At 52.8% G+C, this 20,116-nt stretch carries 26 protein-coding genes; 7 read left to right on the top strand and 19 right to left on the bottom strand.

Annotated elements, in window-relative coordinates:
- Position 1 precedes the first annotated feature (1 nt).
- From ACNQFG_RS03220 to ACNQFG_RS03155, 14 genes are read right to left on the bottom strand one after another with little or no spacing between them, the layout of a single operon-like run.
- Positions 2-1,198: a hypothetical protein gene (locus tag ACNQFG_RS03220; protein ID WP_423405963.1), complete on the bottom strand. Its 1,197-nt coding sequence runs from the start codon at positions 1,196-1,198 to the stop codon at positions 2-4.
- Positions 1,199-1,219: 21 nt separating this feature from the next.
- Positions 1,220-1,507 (bottom strand): VVA0879 family protein, encoded by a 288-nt coding sequence (locus ACNQFG_RS03215; protein ID WP_423405962.1) that lies wholly within the window; start codon positions 1,505-1,507, stop codon positions 1,220-1,222.
- 4 nt (positions 1,508-1,511) lie between these two features.
- Positions 1,512-2,339, bottom strand: a complete 828-nt coding sequence (locus tag ACNQFG_RS03210; protein WP_423405961.1) for a hypothetical protein — start codon at positions 2,337-2,339, stop codon at positions 1,512-1,514.
- Positions 2,315-2,671: a VRR-NUC domain-containing protein gene (locus tag ACNQFG_RS03205; RefSeq protein ID WP_423405960.1), complete on the bottom strand. Its 357-nt coding sequence runs from the start codon at positions 2,669-2,671 to the stop codon at positions 2,315-2,317. The genes ACNQFG_RS03210 and ACNQFG_RS03205 overlap by 25 nt, the downstream gene beginning before the upstream one ends.
- 4 nt (positions 2,672-2,675) lie before the next feature.
- Entirely contained in the window at positions 2,676-2,879 is a 204-nt protein-coding gene (locus tag ACNQFG_RS03200) for a hypothetical protein (protein WP_423405959.1), read from the bottom strand.
- Positions 2,869-3,087 carry a hypothetical protein gene (locus tag ACNQFG_RS03195; protein ID WP_423405958.1) on the bottom strand — a complete coding sequence of 73 codons (219 nt, stop codon included), beginning with the start codon at positions 3,085-3,087 and terminating at the stop codon, positions 2,869-2,871. The genes ACNQFG_RS03200 and ACNQFG_RS03195 overlap by 11 nt, the downstream gene beginning before the upstream one ends.
- Before the next feature lie 2 nt (positions 3,088-3,089).
- Complete coding sequence (locus ACNQFG_RS03190; protein ID WP_423405957.1) at positions 3,090-3,842, bottom strand: transglycosylase SLT domain-containing protein; 753 nt, start codon at positions 3,840-3,842, stop codon at positions 3,090-3,092.
- Positions 3,805-5,169 carry an SNF2-related protein gene (locus ACNQFG_RS03185; protein WP_423405956.1) on the bottom strand — a complete coding sequence of 455 codons (1,365 nt, stop codon included), beginning with the start codon at positions 5,167-5,169 and terminating at the stop codon, positions 3,805-3,807. The genes ACNQFG_RS03190 and ACNQFG_RS03185 overlap by 38 nt, the downstream gene beginning before the upstream one ends.
- Entirely contained in the window at positions 5,162-6,199 is a 1,038-nt protein-coding gene (locus ACNQFG_RS03180; RefSeq protein WP_423405955.1) for a pentapeptide repeat-containing protein, read from the bottom strand. Before ACNQFG_RS03180 ends, ACNQFG_RS03185 begins: the two co-directional genes overlap by 8 nt.
- Positions 6,200-6,203: 4 nt before the next feature.
- Entirely contained in the window at positions 6,204-7,532 is a 1,329-nt protein-coding gene (locus ACNQFG_RS03175) for a DNA cytosine methyltransferase (protein ID WP_423405954.1), read from the bottom strand.
- The gene (locus tag ACNQFG_RS03170) at positions 7,529-7,951 is read right to left on the bottom strand and encodes a helix-turn-helix domain-containing protein (RefSeq protein WP_423405953.1); all 423 of its coding nucleotides are present in this window, start codon (positions 7,949-7,951) and stop codon (positions 7,529-7,531) included. Before ACNQFG_RS03170 ends, ACNQFG_RS03175 begins: the two co-directional genes overlap by 4 nt.
- A 32-nt stretch (positions 7,952-7,983) precedes the next feature.
- Positions 7,984-8,199 carry a toxin-antitoxin system, antitoxin component, Xre family protein gene (locus ACNQFG_RS03165; RefSeq protein ID WP_423405952.1) on the bottom strand — a complete coding sequence of 72 codons (216 nt, stop codon included), beginning with the start codon at positions 8,197-8,199 and terminating at the stop codon, positions 7,984-7,986.
- Between the two features lie 4 nt (positions 8,200-8,203).
- Positions 8,204-8,404: a hypothetical protein gene (locus tag ACNQFG_RS03160; RefSeq protein WP_423405951.1), complete on the bottom strand. Its 201-nt coding sequence runs from the start codon at positions 8,402-8,404 to the stop codon at positions 8,204-8,206.
- Between the two features lie 16 nt (positions 8,405-8,420).
- Positions 8,421-9,377: a hypothetical protein gene (locus tag ACNQFG_RS03155; protein WP_423405950.1), complete on the bottom strand. Its 957-nt coding sequence runs from the start codon at positions 9,375-9,377 to the stop codon at positions 8,421-8,423.
- A gap of 195 nt (positions 9,378-9,572) precedes the next feature.
- On the opposite strand from ACNQFG_RS03155, the gene ACNQFG_RS03150 reads away from it, so the two are divergent.
- Both ACNQFG_RS03150 and ACNQFG_RS03145 read left to right on the top strand, forming a co-directional pair.
- Positions 9,573-9,971, top strand: a complete 399-nt coding sequence (locus ACNQFG_RS03150; RefSeq protein WP_423405949.1) for a helix-turn-helix domain-containing protein — start codon at positions 9,573-9,575, stop codon at positions 9,969-9,971.
- 533 nt (positions 9,972-10,504) lie between these two features.
- Positions 10,505-11,488, top strand: a complete 984-nt coding sequence (locus ACNQFG_RS03145; RefSeq protein ID WP_423405948.1) for a tyrosine-type recombinase/integrase — start codon at positions 10,505-10,507, stop codon at positions 11,486-11,488.
- A 211-nt stretch (positions 11,489-11,699) separates the two neighbouring features.
- On the opposite strand, the gene jag is transcribed toward ACNQFG_RS03145, so the two are convergent.
- The 5 genes from jag to rpmH form a co-directional block, all read right to left on the bottom strand.
- Complete coding sequence (gene jag, locus ACNQFG_RS03140; protein ID WP_423405947.1) at positions 11,700-12,842, bottom strand: RNA-binding cell elongation regulator Jag/EloR; 1,143 nt, start codon at positions 12,840-12,842, stop codon at positions 11,700-11,702.
- Positions 12,839-13,930, bottom strand: coding sequence for a YidC/Oxa1 family membrane protein insertase (locus ACNQFG_RS03135; protein ID WP_423405946.1), 1,092 nt, complete (start codon positions 13,928-13,930; stop codon positions 12,839-12,841). Before ACNQFG_RS03135 ends, jag begins: the two co-directional genes overlap by 4 nt.
- Before the next feature lie 152 nt (positions 13,931-14,082).
- Entirely contained in the window at positions 14,083-14,388 is a 306-nt protein-coding gene (yidD, locus tag ACNQFG_RS03130; RefSeq protein ID WP_423405945.1) for a membrane protein insertion efficiency factor YidD, read from the bottom strand.
- Positions 14,385-14,786: a ribonuclease P protein component gene (rnpA, locus tag ACNQFG_RS03125; RefSeq protein WP_423405944.1), complete on the bottom strand. Its 402-nt coding sequence runs from the start codon at positions 14,784-14,786 to the stop codon at positions 14,385-14,387. Before rnpA ends, yidD begins: the two co-directional genes overlap by 4 nt.
- Before the next feature lie 213 nt (positions 14,787-14,999).
- The gene (rpmH, locus tag ACNQFG_RS03120; protein WP_005924258.1) at positions 15,000-15,134 is read right to left on the bottom strand and encodes a 50S ribosomal protein L34; all 135 of its coding nucleotides are present in this window, start codon (positions 15,132-15,134) and stop codon (positions 15,000-15,002) included.
- A 378-nt stretch (positions 15,135-15,512) separates the two neighbouring features.
- Here rpmH and dnaA point away from each other — a divergent pair, with 378 nt between their 5' ends.
- The 5 genes from dnaA (at position 15,513) to remB (ending at position 19,987) form a co-directional block, all read left to right on the top strand.
- Positions 15,513-16,835 carry a chromosomal replication initiator protein DnaA gene (gene dnaA / locus ACNQFG_RS03115; RefSeq protein WP_005937115.1) on the top strand — a complete coding sequence of 441 codons (1,323 nt, stop codon included), beginning with the start codon at positions 15,513-15,515 and terminating at the stop codon, positions 16,833-16,835.
- Positions 16,836-17,231: 396 nt separating this feature from the next.
- Positions 17,232-18,338, top strand: coding sequence for a DNA polymerase III subunit beta (gene dnaN / locus ACNQFG_RS03110; protein WP_097776786.1), 1,107 nt, complete (start codon positions 17,232-17,234; stop codon positions 18,336-18,338).
- Between the two features lie 11 nt (positions 18,339-18,349).
- Positions 18,350-18,565: an RNA-binding S4 domain-containing protein gene (locus tag ACNQFG_RS03105; protein ID WP_423405943.1), complete on the top strand. Its 216-nt coding sequence runs from the start codon at positions 18,350-18,352 to the stop codon at positions 18,563-18,565.
- A 3-nt stretch (positions 18,566-18,568) separates the two neighbouring features.
- Positions 18,569-19,690 (top strand): DNA replication/repair protein RecF, encoded by a 1,122-nt coding sequence (gene recF / locus ACNQFG_RS03100; protein ID WP_423405942.1) that lies wholly within the window; start codon positions 18,569-18,571, stop codon positions 19,688-19,690.
- 45 nt (positions 19,691-19,735) lie between these two features.
- Positions 19,736-19,987, top strand: a complete 252-nt coding sequence (gene remB / locus ACNQFG_RS03095) for an extracellular matrix regulator RemB (RefSeq protein ID WP_423405941.1) — start codon at positions 19,736-19,738, stop codon at positions 19,985-19,987.
- Positions 19,988-20,116 lie beyond the last annotated feature (129 nt).

Below are 20,116 nucleotides of genomic sequence, written 5' to 3'. Positions count from 1 at the left end.
ATCAGTTGCGGGTTCTGCGGACTCTGCGGGTTCTGCCATCAGCAGCCGGTGCGGGTGCTTCAGACTGGTTCATTGCCGGTGCTTCCGGCTGTGCGGTGGGTTCTGCGGTTGCAGGTGCTGCGCCGGTGCGCTCTCTGCGGGTACGGCGGGGAACCTTGTCCAACTGGGGTGCAGGTACGCTATCCATAGCCTGAACAGCTTCATCCCAAGGAACATCATCATGATCACCAGCAACGGCATTTACGGCTTCCTGCTGCTTCTCCATGTACTCTGCAACCTTCTTGTCATTCTCTGCCTGAACTTCATCATGGGTCTTGCGTTCCCCATCAGAAGGGCAGCCACTTGCAGTCAAGGAAGTGTTCACACTCTGAGCATGGGAAGGAAGTGGGCTTTCCACACCCCCATCCTGATGGGGATCCGTAAAAGTTTCACCACCAGCCTTTTCAGCCGGTGCTTCCTGCTTCTGTGCAGAACGTGCGGTTCTGGCACGTCTGCCGGTGCTGCTGTCAGGCTTCTGGACATTGGCAGACACTGCCGTGTCCTGTGCAGCCATTTCAGCGTCAGACTTGAAGCTGCCGATCTCGTAGTAGTTGCGGATCTTGTCCACCACATACGCCAGATCATTGTCAATGGCATAAGCCGGGAACATACCCATGGGGGACTTCACCGTGTCCTTACCGCTGTTCTGGGTAAAGAAGTAATATTTGCCCTCATTTACACCGGTACGAAGCACCACGGTGAACAGACCTTCAATGGTGATCTTCTCACGAAGCAGCTTGCCGATCAGCTTCACGGTGGTCAAACCGGTGTCCAGGGTTTCCAAGTGTGTCATGTAGGCAACCACAACGTCTGCCGGAAGATCATTGCAGACCTGAATGATGTCAAAGTAGTTTGCACCGAAGTCATTGTATTTGTCCCAACCAGATTCTTTGATCCGGTTCATGTACGGCACAGCAAGGATATACTGGAAGTCATCCACCACCAGCAGCTTCTTCCCGGCTGCTGCCTGTTCCTTCATCCACCGGCAGATCTTCCGGGCATCCGTTTCACCGTCCAGCATGGTGAACTTGTTGGAACCCTTGAAGGGAAGCGGTTTGCCAACAGGATTGACCACAGCAGTGGTCTGGGGGTCACAGTTACGAAGGGAAGTGGACTTTCCGGTTCCACTCTCACCCATGATCAACAGTTTTTCAGCCATAGTTGTTTAACCTCTCTTTCTTTATTCCACCGGTGCAAATTCAAACACCGGCTGACCATCAACATGCACTGTGCAAATATCGAACAGACCGTATGCAGCCCAGTCACAACCCTTGCCAGAAACATGTCTGCCGATACATTCACAATACATTGCATTGGGGTTCTGACCTGCATCCTTAAAGTCCTGACCGCTTGCAACATTGCCACACTTAGGGCATTTGAAGCGGTATTTGGTATAATCATCACCGAACAGCTTCTGACCTTCAACAAGCCATTCTTCCTTTGTATAGTTCTTTCCTTCTTTCACCATAGCTTTAATCATCCTTTTCGCCGGTGGTGTTACCTTCCAGCACTCTGGATGCCCACATATCTGCCCAGTGCAGGATCAGCAGCAACTGGGTTTCATGACCTTCAATAACATAACGGTTGGAAGGTTCATACAGACCATCATGGTAGATGATTGCATATTCTTCTTCTTCTGTCAGTTCAAAGTAGCGTTCTGCAATGATTGCAGATCTGACACCGTGCGGAACATTGGTCAGATCCGGGTTCCGCTTCCAGGGCTTTTTCTCGCTCTGCTTGTACTTCTGAACCGGGTCAGCCTTGGTGGGTCTGCCATCCTGCACCATGTTGGGAACATAGAACCGTTTGTCATAGTCACCAACCTTGCCCAGATCATGCAGCAAGGTGACAATGGTGACAGAACCCTGAATCCGGTTGTAGGCTTCACCGCCCAGCAAGCAGACACCGATCTTTTCAGCCATCCGAAGGACGTTCAGGGAATGCTGTGCCAGTCCACCACGCTGATTGCTGTGCAGCCCACCAGATGCCGGTGCTGTGAAGAACCCATCTGCTTCCAGTTCTTCAATGATGATGTCAATGCGATCCCTGCCAGTGTTCTTCAGAAGCGTGGTGATCAGCTGACGGTTCAGTTCAATCTGAGCATCAGCCGGGTCAGGCTTCTGTTCCTCACTCTTTACAGGTTCAGTCTGTTCAGTGTCCTGTTCAGACTTCTGTGCATCCAACTTTTTCTGTTCAGTCGGATTCTGAATGATGTCCTGTTCAGCTGCTGCAACAGCTGAATCTTCTTCTTTTTTGCCATAGCCGTTCATTCCTTTCATGAATTTTTTATATGATCCCATTCGGTCAAGAATGGATAATCACCAACATTGATGTCCGTGCCGGACTGAATCTGTTCAATCATCTGCTTGAACAGTGCAAAGTGCTTGGGGTACAGCAGACATCCAAAACCACCAGCAGACCGGATCTTCCGTAGGTTGTACAGCTGAAGGTCTGAAGGTCTGCCGTTTGCAGCTTTCAATTCCACACCCAGGAACTTGCCGTTGCAGCATACCAGCAGATCCGGGATGCCGGACTTGGTATAGGTTGCACCGCCCCAATATTTCAGGAACCAGCACCCTTGCGCTTCCAGGAACTTCTTGACACGGTTTTCAAAGTTCTTTTCTGCTGCCATTTGATCACCGCCTTACCTCATAGTTCTTGAATGTGCTGATTTCCGTCATGGTTGAAACATTGGTTGCAAAGTAGTCCATAGCGTTGTCACGGTCAACATTGTACTTGTCTGCAAGGGCAATCACCTTATCAACACTGACCGCCACGATTTCTGCAAACTCTTTGACCCATGCAGCGTGTTCTTTCTCGCTCAGTTGTTCACGTTCCATCTTCATCACCACCTTTCATGTACGGAACTTTCTTGTATTTGCACCAGTAGCCTTTCCGTTTCGCTCTGCTATACGATGACATCACGGAATCTGCATCCAGTCCCAGAACCTCTGACAGCTCTGCTGCTGAATCTGCAACTGCTACCGGAAGTTCATATTCATCCTTGGTCACTTCCAACCACAGGAACCGTGGTGTCCGTTCGCTCATAATCAGCCCAGTTCCAGGGTATACTGTTTCTGAAGGGTGATGATCTTGTCCGTGTAGCTGGTAGAATAGACCCCCTGTTTCCACAGGTTGGCTGCACCGGTTTCACCCAAGTTGTATGCCATCAGCACCAGGTTAGGATCCTGATACTTTTCAAATAGTTTGCGAAGGGTGAAGCATCCGGCACGGATGTTCTGATATGGATCCAGGAAGTCAGTCACGCCCAGGATCTGGGTCAGTTCATCGTGGTTGACCTGATTGATCTGCATCAAACCATAGTCATTTGTGGGGCTGACAGCGGATGCTGTGAAGTTGCTTTCACAGGACATCAGTGCCATGACCAGGGGGAAGTCAATGTTGTACCCTTTGCACAGGTAATATGTAAATTCCTGAAGGTCACTGTCCAGCGGACAATCCAGCGGTTTGAAGTCCACGTCCCCCGGTGTCCAGTCCAGGGAAATTTCACTGGTGAAGCACCGGTCATCATACGCCCCATATACCGTGTATATGACATTTTCGTCCTCTGCCTGGTAACTTGTCCCACCCACATCAGAAAATGCCTTGTTGCCGTTTATATGAGTTGTCACGGCACTTGCAACGATGCAGCCCAGGAAGAACCCAGTCACAGCAGCACCTGCAAGGAACATCATGATCCGCTTGAACTGCTTGTTCATGCGCTGCTGCTTGCTGCTGACAGGGGATTTTTTTACATGCTTTCCATCAGTCTGACTGATGGGTTTGATCTCTGAATAGGTCATCTGTCAATTCCTTTCCGACCTTCAACATCTGAAGGTTCCTTTCTTCAATGCTGCCCTTCACCATCAGGTAGTAATAAAAGCAGATGTTCTGCTGACCAATGCGGTGGATCCGTTTCTTGGACTGTTCCCACAGGTCACAGGATCCTTTGCCCAGGGGAAGGGTAAAATAACAGATCCGGCAGGATTTCTGGTAGTTGCCACCCATTGCACCCGCTTGATACTGGATGAAGGTGATGCTGTCACTTCTGTGTTCGTAGGCATTCAGATCACGGTCATGACCGTTTACTTCAGATGTCGGTCTGTTCAGGGCTTCAGCAATCTTCTTCAGCCTGATCAGTTCGTCATTGAAGTTATAGAAAACGATCCACCTTTCTTCACTGGATTCAATCAGATCCCTGAAAGCATCCAGCTTGTCCTTGTGGTATTGCCCACACAGCTGTCTTGCACACAGCAGCTTAGTCAGCTGGTTGTCACCAACCAGTTCCACCCTGGGGGTGACATCCTTTCCGTCAAAATCGGATTCATCGTGAAATTCCTGAAGGTTCAGTGTGTCCAGCATCAAATAACTGTTCTTCATGAATTTCCGGTATTCCTTTGTAGCAGGAACGAAGATCTTCTGTTCCACCTTATCCGGCAGTTGGATAACTTCTTCTGTTTTCATGAAGATGCAGCCATGTTGTGCAAGTTTCCGCTTCAGGTGATCCACGTTCTTGTATCCGGTGATCACCTGACGCTTGAAGGTTCCATCTTCCACCCAGGTGGTCTGCACATAAGACCCCCAGAAAGCAGTCTTTGTGATGTTCCAGCCCAGCAGCTGGCACTGTGACCACAGTTTTTCATACTTTCCAGCCGTAGGTGTGCCGGACAGCAGGATCACAGATTCAGGGTGCATCTTCAGGATGTACTTTGCCCTGCTAGTGCTTTCGTTGCTAATCAGACTGGATTCATCCAGCATTAGGGTGAAGCCGGAATATTTCTGATAGATGGAACGCCTGAAGATCAAGTCATAGTTGATGACACCAATCAGGGTGTCATCCTTGGTCAATGCCTGGGCATCAATCAAGTTGTTGAAGGTGATGGATTCTGACTTCTTGGTCAGATCACAAGTCTTTACCTGTGGATAGTAGGTTCTGAAGTGATCCAGCCAGTCATCAACCTTGGACTTCTGGCAGACCACAATGTTGATCGGGTTATTCAATTCCCACAGCTTTTCTGCACCAACAAAGGTCTTGCCCAGTCCCATGTCCAGATAATACCCAACATGATTGAACTGTTCAGTAGTGTTCAGCACCTTCAGCTGATGGGGCATGAACTTCAGATCAGGCATTATCTTCACCCTTCACATTGATGCCGGTACACTTGAAGAAGATGTCTGCATCAAAGTTGGGCAGATCCAGAATGATGTCACGCTTGCGCTGATCCAGTTCATCCCACCAGGTCTGTGCAGCATCTGCTTCATCCAGCGTTTTCAGATAACCACCAGTTGTCTTGTGTTCAGGGTGGTCTGCCTTTTCCTGATCGGTCATGTCACAGGCATAAATCCAGGTGGTGACATTCTTGGGGATGTGGTTCAGTAACCACCGTGCATCAGAATCAAGCCACTTGCGGAACGTCCAATCAGACGGTTTATTGAACATCATGATGGGCTGTTCCTCAGTCATGAAGCAACCAGTGTTAAAAGAAGAAAGGTTCCAGTCCCCGGTGTTCCTGTTCCCGGTGTTCCAGTCCCCGGTGTTCCTGTTCCCGGTGTTCCTGTCCCCGGTGTTCCAGTCCCCGGTGTTCCAGTCCCCGGTGTTCCTGTCCCCGGTGTTCCTGTTCCCGGTGTTCCAGTCCCCGGTGTTCCTGTTCCCGGTGTTGCAGTCCCCGGTGTTCCAGTCCCCGGTGTTCCAGTCCCCGGTGTTCCTGTTCCCGGTGTTCCAGTCCCCGGTGTTCCTGTTCCCGGTGTTCCTGTTCCCGGTGTTCCAGTCCCCGGTGTTCCTGTTCCCGGTGTTCCAGTCCCCGGTGTTCCAGTCCCCGGTGTTGCAGCGTCCTGTACAGGCTTTTCCGGTATTAACCATGGTCAGCACTTCCTGCCAGCTGATTTCACGCACCACTTCCAGATCGTTGGTGCAGCACTTGTCATCACCCTGGATGACCTCACCGTGGGCAATAACTTCTGCAACCTTGTTGTCCGGGTTGAACGAATAGTAATTGAAGCAGTCTGCCAGGTTCAGGCAGAAGTGCATTCCGTTCCCACACATATCCAGATCACCGTCCTGCTGGAACCGACCAGGGCAGGAATACTGCTTGAAACCACCGGAAGGGCTACACGTCCAGTCCGGCTGAAACACTTTGAAACCATGAACTTTTTCAGTCATTTGTTCAGTCCTCACTTTCCAAATTTGCCTTTGCAATCTTCATTGCCATGATGGGAACCACGCTGTTCCCGATTTTTGCAACCTGATCCTTCACCGGGTATCTGTGACCTTCAGCGTCATGGTCAATCACATATTCCTTGGGAAAACCCTGTGCAAGTTTCAGTTCTTCAGGCTTCAGCATCCTGAACCAGATGTCACCAATCACATAATGTTCACCCTTCTGGGTCATGATAGTGCTGACCATCCCAAACCTGTCCTTGGTGGTGATGGTTGCAAGCGGTTCATCCACCGTCTGCCCACAGCCTGTGCCATAGTATTTGATCAGGAACACAGACACCAAACCGAAGTGACCGGGTGAAGTGGTGATTGTGTGAAGCGGTTCAGTGACTTCCTGCCCTGTGCCGGTCTTGTAGAACTTGGTGATGAACAGCGTCACAAATGCGTACCGGTTGGACGTGTCAAGGGTCTGAATGGGTTCAGTCACCGTCTGACCTCTTGCATCACCGGTCTTGGTTTCGCTGTGATACTGGATCAGGAACGGCATTGCCACCTTGTCAGGCAGTATGTAGGGATCCGGGTTCTTGATGATGAACTTGTCAATGCCATTGGCAATGCGCTTCAACGTAGCTTCTGCCAAGGGTTTCTTTCTCTCAAAGATCGAAGAACCCAGATCTGTGAAGTCCAGCTTGTCAGCGACAGGAACCCATTTCTTCAAGCCATCTGTCCCATACCGGTTGTGTGTCTGAACCGGGAAGCGGATGGACTTTCCATCACTTCTGAATACTGCGTACCAGCGTTTCCGGGTTGTAGGTGCGCCGTAGTCAGCAGCAACCAGTGTCCGGCAGTCAAAGGTGAATCCCAGGTCTTTCATTGCCTGAATGAACTTCCGGTAGTCCTCACCCTTCTTTTCCGGGATCGGATGCCCTTTGTCATCCAGTGCGCCCCAGTCCTGAATTTCTTCCACGTTCTCCATGAACAGCATCTTGGGAAGATGACCGGTCACTGTCAGGATCTGCTTGCACAGTTTATGAACCGCCCACGGCAGGATCCTCAAACCGGCTTCCCTGGGCTGTCCACCCTTTGCCTTGCTGTGGCTGGTACAGTCCGGGCTTGCCCACATAACATCAACCACGTCATCCGGCTTCAGGTACTTAGACAGATCCACCTGAAAAATATCTTCCGTCAGGTGCAGGGTCTTGGGATGGTTGACGGTGTGCATCCGAATAGCAGCCGGATCATGATTGATTGCAATGCTGACTTCCACGCCAGCCATCCGCAACCCTTCAGATGCACCGCCACCACCGGCAAAGCCGTCAATGGACACATGGTTCATACCGCCACCCCCTCAATCCGGGAAAAGCTGTCCGCATTGATGATATACGTCCAAGACTTGTCAGTGGTCTTGATGCCATAGCCCCAGGGGAACACACCCTGCTGAAGTCCCTTGCTGACGGTCATCTTGTCAACACCCAGAAGCGTTGCAGCTTCCTTGACGGTCAACCGCTTGATGACACCAGACTTCCGTGCTGCCGGTTCTACGACAGCAGCAGGAATGTCATCATCCGGTTTGGTGAAGTAGTCAGGATCCAGACCCAGTGACACTGCAATGTCACGCTGTACGTCCTCAGACGGAACCTGCTTGCCGGACAGATACTGACTGATAGAACCCTTAGACTTGCCGGTCATCCCAGCAACCTGGGACTGTTTCAGGTTCAGGTCTTGCATAGCCTTTTTCAACTTTTTCTCAAACATTCCTTGATTCTCCTTTCTGTGAAGTAGATATTTTATCTACTTTCAGTGTAAAAAAATATCTCGTCCCTTTCTTCATCGGACAAGCCCAGCAGCCCCTTCAGGATGACCATTTCAGAAGCCTTGAACTCAGTTTCATTGTTCAGCTTCTTCAAAAAACCATAGTAGGTCAGCCCACACTTAGCTGCAACGAACGCCAGCTTATAGCCGGATTCATCAATCTTCTGCCTGAGAAGTACAGAATTGGTCATGTTATCACTCCTTTTCTACTTTTATATACATCGGGCTTTTATTGTAAGCCTTTTTGACATGGACAGTGACTGTTCCGTCCGGTTCCATACTCACACTTTCAATGTTGAACACACCGGTCAGCGTGTTCTTCCAGGCATCAACTTCAGCTTGATTGTCAAACTGAAACACCTGGTCAATGCAAGCTGCAAGGATCTTCTTGGGCATCTGCATCACCTCACTTTCATGTGATCTGACCAATGATGTCACGGATCATGGATGTTCCAGAATCCATTGCTACATTCGCCCGCTTGGTGTGTCCGCTGGAAAATGTAGCAGTCACCAGTTCAGTCACCGGATCAAAGTCCAGATCCACCAGATCATACAGGTTCCGGGTCATCTGAAGCACCGGGATCAGTGCCTTGCAGATTTGCTGCTTGTTTTCAACCTTGGGGTCAGTCTTTGACTGTTCACCAAGGTTGTCCCATTCTTCTTTACTGTACAAAGCACCCGGATCCATAGCAAAGTAATAACCACGATCCGCTTCATTATCAGGTGCATACTGGGAATGATATTCCCAAGCAACCAAGCTTTCAACCTGAACCTGACCAATCACATTCAGGTCATGATCCATGATTTCATGATTCTGGATGATGACTTCACCGGTCTGAACGCTTCTGTCATCAGAAGTATCTTCATCGAAAACATACTGAATCAGGTTCCCGGAACGTCCAATCACGGTGATCCCATATTCACCACCACACAGACCACAGCACTGATATTTTTTGCCAACCTGGAACTTGATTGTCTTTGCTTCCTTCTGATCCTGAACTTCTTCAGCCTTGTGTTCAGCAAAGAAGTCAACCAGCAGACACGATCCGTTTTCATACCGCTTGCGAATGCAATCCATCATGAAGGTGATGTCACTGGGCTTCCCATCTTCATCACTGTTGGTGAACGGACAGTTATAGTAGCCATTCACAATGACTGCATTGGAATCCATGTTCAGGATTTCTTCAACCCTGTCCATATCCTCAACTTCAAACTTGTCACCATCCAGCCAGAACGCTTCAGCGTTCCAGGATCTTCCGTCCTTCCAGAAGATCACATCAGCGATGCCATCACGAAGTTCTTCCCGGTACGTCCCGACCATCTTTCTTAAACTTGCCATGTTATAGCCCCTTTCCTTGGTTTGGTTCATCCTGCCTGCTGCAACAGGTGGTTCAGGATAACTGGTCTTTGTTCCGTGGTAGATAATTCATCTACCATGAATAGAATACCATTGGGTAGATAGAAAGTCAATATCTTTTTATGAAAAAATCAAAAAAAGTTGATATTTCTTCAACCCTGCATTATAATAGAATTGCCCAACCAAACAGAAAGGGGAAACATAATAATGACAGAATCTGACGTAAGGATTGGACTAAGGATTAAAATGATCCGTGAACAGCTTGGTATGTCCCAAGAAGAACTTGCCCATAAAATTGGTTACAAGTCAAAGTCATCTATCAATAAGATCGAACTGGGTATCCAAGGACTGACACAATCCAAAATCAAAAAGATTGCTGATGCCCTTCAAACTGTTCCGGGTGACATCATGGGGTGGGCTGATGAAGTCCCACAGATGACACAACCCTGTGAACTGTTTGAACAGTGCTATGGAAAAGAAGCATTTGCTGCCGTGAAGATGTTCGTTCAGCTGGATCAGATTGACCAGACCAAGATCACCACCAGAATGGAAGTCATGCTTGAAGATGAAAAGTATGCTCTGAAAAAAGAATCAAAGCACGCATAGGCAACATGATCATTGTTGATTTTTCGCCAAGGTAACGGTTGGTTACGGGTAACGGTTAAAATCTCTATTACTATATATTTATTATTTTTCTTTTTTCTATAAATACTAAAATATTAAATAATAAGAAAATAAGATTTAACCGTTACCAACCGTAACCACCGCATGAATACTAGGTTTTCAACCGTTACCGCAACCGTAACCCAACCGTTACCGAACCGTAACCAACCGTTACCTGAAGCACTTGAACAGGGTCTGAAGGACACCAGCAGAAAAATCATCAGGTTGGAATGGTTAAAATTAGTGTATGCTAACCGTAACCGAAGGGATGTAAGTGCATCCTAACCGTAACCAAACCGTTACCGCAAAACAGGCATAAAAAGAGGACACCAGCAGTTGCAGCTGCCGGTGTCCGATGCTAAACCAAACCAAGGAATGTTGATCTGGGCTATGCGCTCCCATTTTATCACATCTTCCTTGGTTTTACAAGGAAAGGGATGTTTATGGGAAAAAGAAACCCTAATAACTATGGATGTGTGACCAGGCTGAAGGGCAACAGATCCAGACCATGGATGGTCAAGGTCACAATATACGATGAAGAAGGTCATGGGAAACAGGTTCCCATTGACTATGCGGAAACTGAAGAACAGGCAAACATCATTCTTGCCCAGTATAATGACAACCCATGGAACATTGACCGAAACAAGGTCACACTGGTTGAACTCTATCAGCGTTGGGCAAAGATCAAGCTGCCCAAGCTGGGCAATTCCAGTCAGGGATCCCTGAAGTCAGCGTTCAAGCACTGTCAAAAATACTATGGCATGAAATACCGGAACATCCGGGCATACCAGATGCAGGACTGCATTGATAACTGTGGACGTGGGTACAGTACCCAGGCACAGATCAAAGCCCTTTGGGGTCATCTGGACAGTTTTGCATTTGAATGTGACATCATCAACAAGATGTATTCACAGCTGACTTCAGCACCACCTGTCCCGGACACCAACAGAACGCCTTTCACGTTGGAACAGATTGATGCACTGTGGAAGATTCAGTCTGAACCATGGGTTGACACGGTGCTGGTGTACATTTACACAGGGTTCAGATTGACTGAACTTTTGAACATGGAAACTGAACAGGTGGATCTGGAACAGCAGATCTTCCAGGGTGGTGTGAAAACAGCAGCTGGAAAGGGACGCATTGTCCCGATCCACCCCCGGATCCTGCCTTTTGTCCAAGCCTGGGTGCAGCAGGGTCACAAGTATCTGCTGACCTATGAAGGGAAGAAGTTCAAGCTGTCAAAATACTATGCGTGCTGGGCTGAAGTCATGGGGAAGATAGATGCTGACAAGACCCCGCATGAAGCCCGGCACACCTTTGAAACCAACCTGGACAACGCCAAAGGCAACCGGAAGTGCATTGATCTTTTGATGGGTCACAAGTCCAAAGACGTGGGCAACCGTGTCTATAATCACAAGACGCTGGAACAGCTGAAGGAAACAATTTTGCTGCTAAAATAATAAAGTTCAGACTGAACTAGTAACAAATTAGAAACAAAAAATCCCGGAAGTGCAGTAAAATCAAGCACTTCCGGGATTTTAGTATTTATTGTACCACGAACCGACGAAAAAGGGAAGTTTTTCTTCGCAGGCGGCCTGTGCGCAAAACAAAAGCTGCCCCTCCCCGGCAGTTTTCCACCAGAAAGGGGCAGCATAGTTCAAAACTCAGCGATCAGATCTCGATCTTGCCAAAGCTGAAATCGGCAAAATCGTCCACCCGCTCGGTGCGCTTGGGTGCTACCGGTGCTGCATTCTCTGCATCACGGGGTGCATAGGTGCGCTCCGGCACACTGGAGCCGCGGCCACCGCGGCTGCCTGCCGGGCGGGGTCCGCTGCGGTAGCCGCCGCGATTGCTGCCATTGCGGTCGCCATTCCGGTTCCCGCGATAGCCGCCATTCCGGTTCCCACCGTTCCGGCGGCCGTTGCCGCGCGGGCGGCGCTCGCCATAGGTGTTCTCGGTCTGTGCATCGGGTGCGGTGGAGTAGATGACCACACGGCGGTCACGGCCTTCGCCCTTGCTCTCGCTGCGCACGCCCTCCATCTTGCTGATGGCAGAGTGGATGATACGGCGCTCGTAGGGGTTCATGGGTTCCATGGCAAAGCTGCGGCCGGTCTTGCGCACCTTGGCACCAATGCGCTGTGCCAGTGCGGTCAGGTCGCTCTCGCGCTTATCGCGGTAGCCGGCCACATCCAGACCCAGCTTGATGTAATCGCCCTCCAGACGGTTTGCCACAAGGCTTGCCAGATAGGAAAGGCTCTCCATGGTCTCGCCGCGGCGGCCGATGAGGGCACCCAGCTTTTCACCGTCCAGACGGATGATGGTAGCTTCGCCCTTCTGCACAGCGCTGAAGGTCACGTCATTGACGCCCATCCGGGTGATGACTTCCTGCAGGTATTCCACAGCGGCCTTGACCTTGCTGTTCTCTTCGATGTTGATGGGCACTTCCACCTCTTCGGCTTCCTCTGCGGGAGCAGCCTCTGCAACCGGTGCGGCCTCCTCGGCCTTGGGTTCCTCGGCCGGAGCAGCTTCCTCCGCAGCGAGTGCGGCGGGCGCTTCCACCTTCTCCTCTACGGGAGCAGCTGCCGGTGCCTCTGCGGCGGCGGGTGCCTCCGGAGCCTTGGGTGCATCCGGCTCCTCCACGCTCACGCACACCTTAGCGGGGGTGAGCTTCAGTCCCAGAAAACCAGTCTTCTGGGGCATTTCCAGCACTTCGCAGCTGACATTCAGATCATCGGCCTGCACGCCCAGCAGAGCGCAGGCTTTTGCGCGGGCTTCATCGACCGTTTTGCCGGTCGCTTCCTGCTTACGGATCATAACCGTTCATCCTCCTCTTTTTCTTTATCCTGCTTGTTCAGCTCGCTCAGCGGCACGGTACGCTCGTCCTTGTAGCGCTCCTCGTCCAGCTGGCGGGCATACTCCAGACGGCGCTTGTTCATCTCGCTGGCAGAAATGTTCTTCTCGACCGTCTTGCCGGTCTTCTCGTCGGTGACCTTGACGGTAGTGTTCTTCACACCGCGCTTCTGCTCCTTTTTGCGGGCTGCCATCTCCGCCAGAACTTCAGCCTTCACCTTTTCGGGGTCGTAGATCTTCTTCATGATGATGCTCTGCACAGTCATGAGGATGTTGGAGACGACATAGTACAGGGAGAATGCGCAGGGGACCGTGAAGCAGAAGAACAGGTACATCAGCGGCATCATATACATGGTCAGCTTCATGCTGCCCTGCATCTGCTGGCCGCTGGCCTTCATGCTGATATGGGTGGAGATGAACATGGTCACGATGGCCAGGACGGGGAAGATCAGCAGGGGCAGGTTCTCTGCGGCCAGGCTGTACTGGGGCACACGGGTCAGGTCGATGCCGAGGAAGTTCATGTGCTGGCTGAACTCGGTAATGGTGCTGACCTGATCCGGGGTGAAGCAGCTGGTGACGGTGCTCTCGCCCGCGATGACCTGTGCGATGATGTTGGTATCGCGGGTCACGGTGGTGAAGCTGATGCCAAGGGTCGTCAGGGCCTCACCGGCGGCGGTCAGAGCCGCAGCGCTGATGTGGAAGATGCGCTCCAGCGGATTGTACACGACACCGATAACGCCGAACATGACAAGGAAGTTCAACAGCATGGGCACGCAGCCTGCGGTGGGCTTGTAGCCCTGCTCCTGCAGCTTCATCAGCTCTTCCTGCTGCTTTTCGGGCTTGTCGCGGTACTTTTTCTGGATGTCGGCGACCAGAGGCTGGTAGGCGGACATCCGGGCCATGCTCTTCTGCTGGCTCAGCTGCAGAGGGATCTTGACGATGTTGATGAGCAGCGTGAAGATGATGATGTCCCAGCCGTAGCTCGGGAGCAGCTTGTAGATCCACTCCATGACATAGCCGAGAGGACCGCTCAGGATGTAAAAGAAGTTCATACCTTTGTCCATTCTGCCCCGTCTGTGGCACGGGACGATAAATTTTTTATGAGAAGGACACACCGCCCACAGTTCGGTGCGTCACAAGAAGCAAACCTCTCCGTCTCGCTTTGCCCGCCAGGCCGTGCTGGCTGAAAAAGCGCGACGGTTTTTCAGGAGCGATGGCTCCGTCTGGCCCGGAAGAGCCGTGCGGCCGAGAGCTTCCGCTCCGGGCTGACCCACCTTCCCTTCGGGGGGACGGGGTCGTACCCCCAGCGGCCCAGCGGATTGCACCGGGCGATGCGGGCCGCACCCAGCAGCAGCCCTTTCAGGCAGCCATGGGTCTGGATGGCCTCCAGCGTGTACTGGCTGCACGAGGGCGAAAAGCGGCAGTTGCGCCCAAGGCCGGGGCTGATGAAGCGCTGGTAAAATCGGATGGGCGCGCAGAGCGCGTTCCGGCATCCCTGCGAAAAGCTCATTCCTGCGGGGCCGGCTTCTGAGCCGGCGGAACGGTGGCCGGGGGCTTGGCTCCCGGCCGTTTGGCCTTATCGGGCAGACCGGCCTGTGCAAACAGCTTTGCCACAACGCTGCTCAGCTGCCAGCTCTTCAGCCGCGGGGTCATACCGCGGGCTACAAAGATCAGATCGTAGCCGCCGATGTTGTAGTCCAGATGCTCGTCGATGGCCGCCTTCATCACACGGCGGGCGCGGTTGCGCTGCACGGCGTGGCCGATCTTTTTGGTGGCGGTCAGACCCACGCGGGTCTTTTTGCTGCGGGTCTTGAGCACATACATCACAAGACCGGGGTTCACATAGGATTTGCCGCGGGCATACACTCTGCCAAACTCGCTGTTGCGGCGGATGGGACGATAGCGCATGATTCCGCGCCTCCTTTCTGTGGCTGAGAACACGCCCCGAAGGGTGCATTCTTCAGCCAGTATATCAAAAATTTTTCGACTTTGAAAGCCCATGCGGGCATTTTTACGAAAATTCTTTCAATTTTCAAAAAAAAATAAGACCGCTAATCCAATATCAGCGGTCTTTTGTGCGCATATTCATTTCTGCGCCGGATCCCGTCATAAAAGGCCGGATCAGACAGTCAGGCTCTTGCGGCCCTTTGCACGGCGAGCATTGATGACCTTACGGCCGTTCTTGGTGCTCATGCGGGTCAGAAAGCCATGAACTTCCTTGCGCTGACGCTTCTTGGGCTGAAAAGTTCTCTTCATGGTTGTATCCTCCGTAAAAACTTATCCCCGGTATGGGGTCTGATGTGGTCCCAGATTGGGGACAGGCTTGCAATTCAACAGTATATCGCATAGTATGGCGTTCTGTCAAGCATTTTTTTCGCTTTCCTTCAAACTTTTTTCAAAACCGGGTGTGAAAAATCTTTCAACTTTTTCACTCATTCCCCGTGGAAAACTTTTCTTCCACCATATCTTGTGGCTGATTTGGGTGTTGAACACAAGCCTTGCAGACGGACGCAGGTGCGTCTTTTCTTATGTATTATAAATTACATTATAGAAATATGGACGCACAGCGTTTTTTGTGGTATACTAACCTAGTATCAGCAGCATTGTTGAAAACTTTAACGGAGTGGATGTTTTATGGATTCTTTTAAGGACGTTTTAGAGGCCGCCCAGGCGTACTGCAAAACGCAGATGGCCGAGCCGACCTATAATCTCTATATCGATGGACTGGAGCCGATCAGCTTTGAGGATTCCAGCCACATCACCCTTTCGGTGCGCAACGACTTCATCTGCAAGATCGTGACGGACCGCTACCTTGGCCTGCTCAAGGAAGCCTTCAAGACCGTGCTGGGCTTCGACGTGGACATCACGCTGGTGGTGCCCAGCACGCCGCCGCACGAGGTGGTGCTGGCCCAGCAGTACGAGGCGAACCCCGCCTCCCCGCAGGGCAACTACGAGTTCACATTTGAAAACTTCATCAAAGGCCCTTCCAACCAGTTTGCGTTTGCTGCTGCACAGGCGGTTGCGGCCAATCCCTCCGGCGCATACAACCCGCTGTTCATCTACGGCGGCTCCGGCCTTGGCAAGACCCATCTGCTCACGGCCATCCAGACCGAGATCAAGCGCACCCACCCCGATTTCGTCATCATGTACGTTACCTGCGAGCAGTTCACCAATGAGCTGATCGCCGCCATCCGCGCCGGCAGCACCGAGGACTTCCGCATGAAGTACCGCGTGGCAGACCTGCTGCTGGTGGACGATATCCAGTTCATCGCCGGCAAGGAGTCCACGCAGGAGGAGTTCTTCCACACCTTCAACTCCCTGCACGATGCCCACAAGCAGATCGTCATTGCCTCCGACCGCCCGGCCAAGGAGATCAAAAGTCTGGAAGAGCGTCTGCGCACCCGCTTTGAGTGGGGCCTGACCGCCGATGTGCAGCCGCCGGATTTTGAGACCCGCGTGGCCATCGTCAAACGCAAGGCAGAGCTTTTGCATCTGGACCTGCCCGAGGATGTGGCCGAGTTCATTGCCAACCACCTGAAGAACAACATCCGCCAGCTGGAAGGCGCTGTAAAAAAACTGAACGCCTACTACATGCTGGAGGGCATCCAGCCGGTCATCAGTGTGGCCCAGAATGCCATCAAGGACATCCTCAACGAGACCCAGCCGGTGCCCGTGACCATCGAGAAGATCATCGGCGAGGTGTCCCGCACCTTCAACGTCTCCCCTGCCGACATCCGCGGCACCAAGCGCAACGCCAACGTTGCCTCTGCCCGCCGCGTGGCCATCTACATCCTGCGCGAGGTCACCGGCATGAGCATGGAAGAGATCGGCCGTGAATTCTCCGGCCGTGACCACTCCACCATCGTCTACTCCCTCAAGACCATGGAGCGGGACATGAAGAACGACCAACACCTGCGCGAGACCGTGAGCGACATCATCAAGAACGTGAAGGCCTGACCGCAGAAATCGTGCAAAAGTCGTACTCATTTATGGGTGAAACCCCAAAATATGGGGAGAAAACGGAACAAAACGGGGAAAAAGAACCTATATCTTGTGGTAAAAACGCAAACCTTTCCACACTTTCCACAGAGTTTTCAACATTCAACCTCCGTTCTCCACATGGTCTGTGGAAAGAAAGACCTATCCCAACCTTTCCACGATCCATTCACAACACATTCACAACCCCGTGGAAACCAAAACCCCCGCATTCCGACAAGGCTTTTCGGGGTTTTCCACAAGTTCCCCACCCCCTACTACGGTTACTACAACAAGTTCAATAAGATAGACCGGTTCTGAAACTGTTTTCAAACACAAAACAACATCAGAAACGAAAAACAAAGGAGAGAATTCAGTTTGAACATCGTATGTGATAAAGTTCTGCTGAGCGCAGCCATCGATGGTGTGTCCAAAGCCGTCACCATGCGTTCTGCCATCCCTGTGCTGGAAGGTATCCTGCTGAAAGCCGAAGGCTTCCAGCTCAACCTCACCGGCTACGATCTGGAAATGGGCATCGTGACCACCATCGAAGCCAATGTCAAGGAAGCCGGCGAGGTAGTGCTGAATGCAAAGCTGCTCAGCAGCATGATCAGCCGGATGCCCGCCGGTCAGGTCAGCATCCTCTCTGCCGAGAACGGCAAGACCACCATCCAGAGCGGCGTAGTCCAGTTCGAGATCCAGTCCATGCCGGCCAACGATTTCCCGGAGCTGCCCAATACCGGAGCGGAAGAGACCCTGACCATCAAGACTGGCGTGCTGAAAGATATGATCGATCGCACGTTATATGCTGTCAGTCAGGACGAGAAAAAGCCCGCCCACACCGGTGAGCTGTTCGAGATCCTGCCCGACAAGCTGACTGTAGTGGCACTGGACGGCTACCGTCTGGCCATCGTGGAACGCCCGGTGACGGCGGTAAAGGACATCCGCATCATCGTGCCCAGCAAGACCATGACCGAGGTCGCCCACCTGCTGCCCAACGACGACGAAGAGCCGGTGCATATCAGCGCCAACCGCCGCTATGTGGTCTTTATGGCCGGCGGCTACACCATCATGAGCCGTCTGATCGAGGGCGAGTTCCTCAACTACCGCAATGTGATCCCCGCCGACAGCCGCACCCGCGTGACCATCGACACCAAGGAATTCATCGAGACCATCGAGCGTGCTTCGCTGATTATTACAGAGCGTTTAAAAAATCCTCTCCGCATCTCCTTTACAGAGGGTAGAGTCGTGGTGCGCTGCCAGACCAACCTTGGCCGCGTGGTGGACGAGTTCAACGCCGACTGCGAGGGCGACGAAGTGGAGATCGGCTTCAACAACCGCTATCTGCTGGATGCGCTGCGCAACGCCCGCACCGAGAAGGTCCGCATGGAGATCAGCGGCCCTCTGAGCCCGGTCAAGGTGCTGCCTGCCGAGGGCAACGACTTTTTGTATCTGGTGCTGCCGGTGCGCTTCAAGAACGATTAAGAGGGCGAAATATGCAGAAAATTCTCATCCATACGGAATTTATCAAGCTGGATGCCCTGCTGAAATATGCAGGCCTGTGCGAGACCGGCGGCGAAGCCAAGGAGCTGGTGCAGGGCGGTGCCGTGAAGGTGAACGGCGAGGTGTGCACCATGCGCGGCAAGAAGTGCCGTGCCGGTGATGTGATCGAGCTGGACGGCCAGAGCGTGACCATCGGCCAGGGACAGTAAACCATGCGTCTGCTTTCACTGGAAGTTCAAAATTATCGCAACATCGCCTCGGCTAGCCTGACGCCGGGCCGGGAGCTGACCGTGATCTGCGGCAACAACGGTCAGGGCAAAACGAACCTGCTGGAGGCCATTTGGCTGCTGACCGGCGGCAAAAGCTTCCGGGGCGGCAAGGATGCCGAACTGGTGCGGCGGGGCGAACCCTTCGCTGTGCTGGAAGCGTCCACCCTCCGGGCACAGCAGGAAGAGCAGGAACCGGACACGCCGAACCGCGTCCGGATGACCATCGGGATGCCGGATTCCGCCCGGCCGGGGCGGTACGCCGCCGTGAACGGTGCCCCGCCCAAACGGGCGGCGGCATTGGCAGGCAGCTTCCCGGCCGTCGTCTTTGACCCCGGGCACCTGAGCCTTGTAAAAGGTGCACCGGAAGGACGGCGGCGGTTTCTGGACGCGGCGCTGTGCCAGCTGTACCCCGGCTACCTTGCCACCTACCGTCGCTATGTGCGGGCATTGCAGCAGAAAAACGCGCTGCTGCGCCATTCCAGCACCACGCCGGAACGGCCCTACGCTGAAAAGACGGCCCTGCTGGAAGTGCTGAACGTGGAGCTTGCAGCGCAGGGCGAGGCCATCCAGAAGCGGCGGCGGGCCTACCTGGAACAGCTGGGCCCCCTCGCCTGCGCCAACTATGCCGAGCTTTCCCACGGGGCAGAGCGCATGGCGGTGCGGTATGCCGCCCAGTTTGAGCCGGGTGGTCTGGCCGCTCTGCTGCGGGCCCGGCAGAACGAAGAGCTGCGCGCCGGGCAGAGCCTGTGCGGCCCCCACCGGGAGGACCTGGAACTTCTTCTGGATGGTCAGCCTGCCAAAGTGTTCGCTAGTCAGGGACAGCAGCGCAGCGTGGTGCTGAGTTTGAAAATGGCCGAAGCGGCTGCCGCTGCCCGGATCACCGGAGAGCACCCGGTGCTCCTGCTGGACGATGTGCTCAGCGAGCTGGACGAGGGCCGCAAGCAGTATCTGCTCACCCGCATGAAGGAAAAGCAGACCTTCGTGACCAGCTGCGATGACACCGCGTTCCTGAAAACGGACGGCGAAGTGTACCGCATGAACGGAGGCGTGCTGACCAAACTGTAATTGGCACTCTCGCAATCACAGTGCTGAAACTGGAGATGATACGAAATGTATATTCATCTGGGCCGTGACTACGTGCTGAATGACCGGGACATTATCGGCATCTTCAATCTGGAAACCACCACCATCACCCCCCGGGGCCGGGAGTTTCTGAACTACGCCCAGAAGAACGGCGCGGTGGTGAGCCTTTCGGACGAGCTGCCCCAGAGCTACGTGCTGGCCGATACACCGGTGGATACCGTGTATCTTTCGGAGCTGTCCAGCACCGCGATGAAAAAGAGAACGGAAGCGCCGTTCTGAACGGCCCGGCTGTGAAAATGAGCCGAAGGCAAAATGAAATCAACGAATCCGGCCTGCCGGAGGCTCCCGATTTGGGGAGCCGGCATTGCAATGCAATGCCGGAAAAGCAGGCCATTCAAATCTAACGAT

Source organism: Faecalibacterium prausnitzii, from assembly GCF_049532945.1.
Lineage (GTDB): Bacteria > Bacillota > Clostridia > Oscillospirales > Ruminococcaceae > Faecalibacterium > Faecalibacterium prausnitzii_N.
This window is presented reverse-complemented; position numbering and strand designations above follow the sequence as displayed.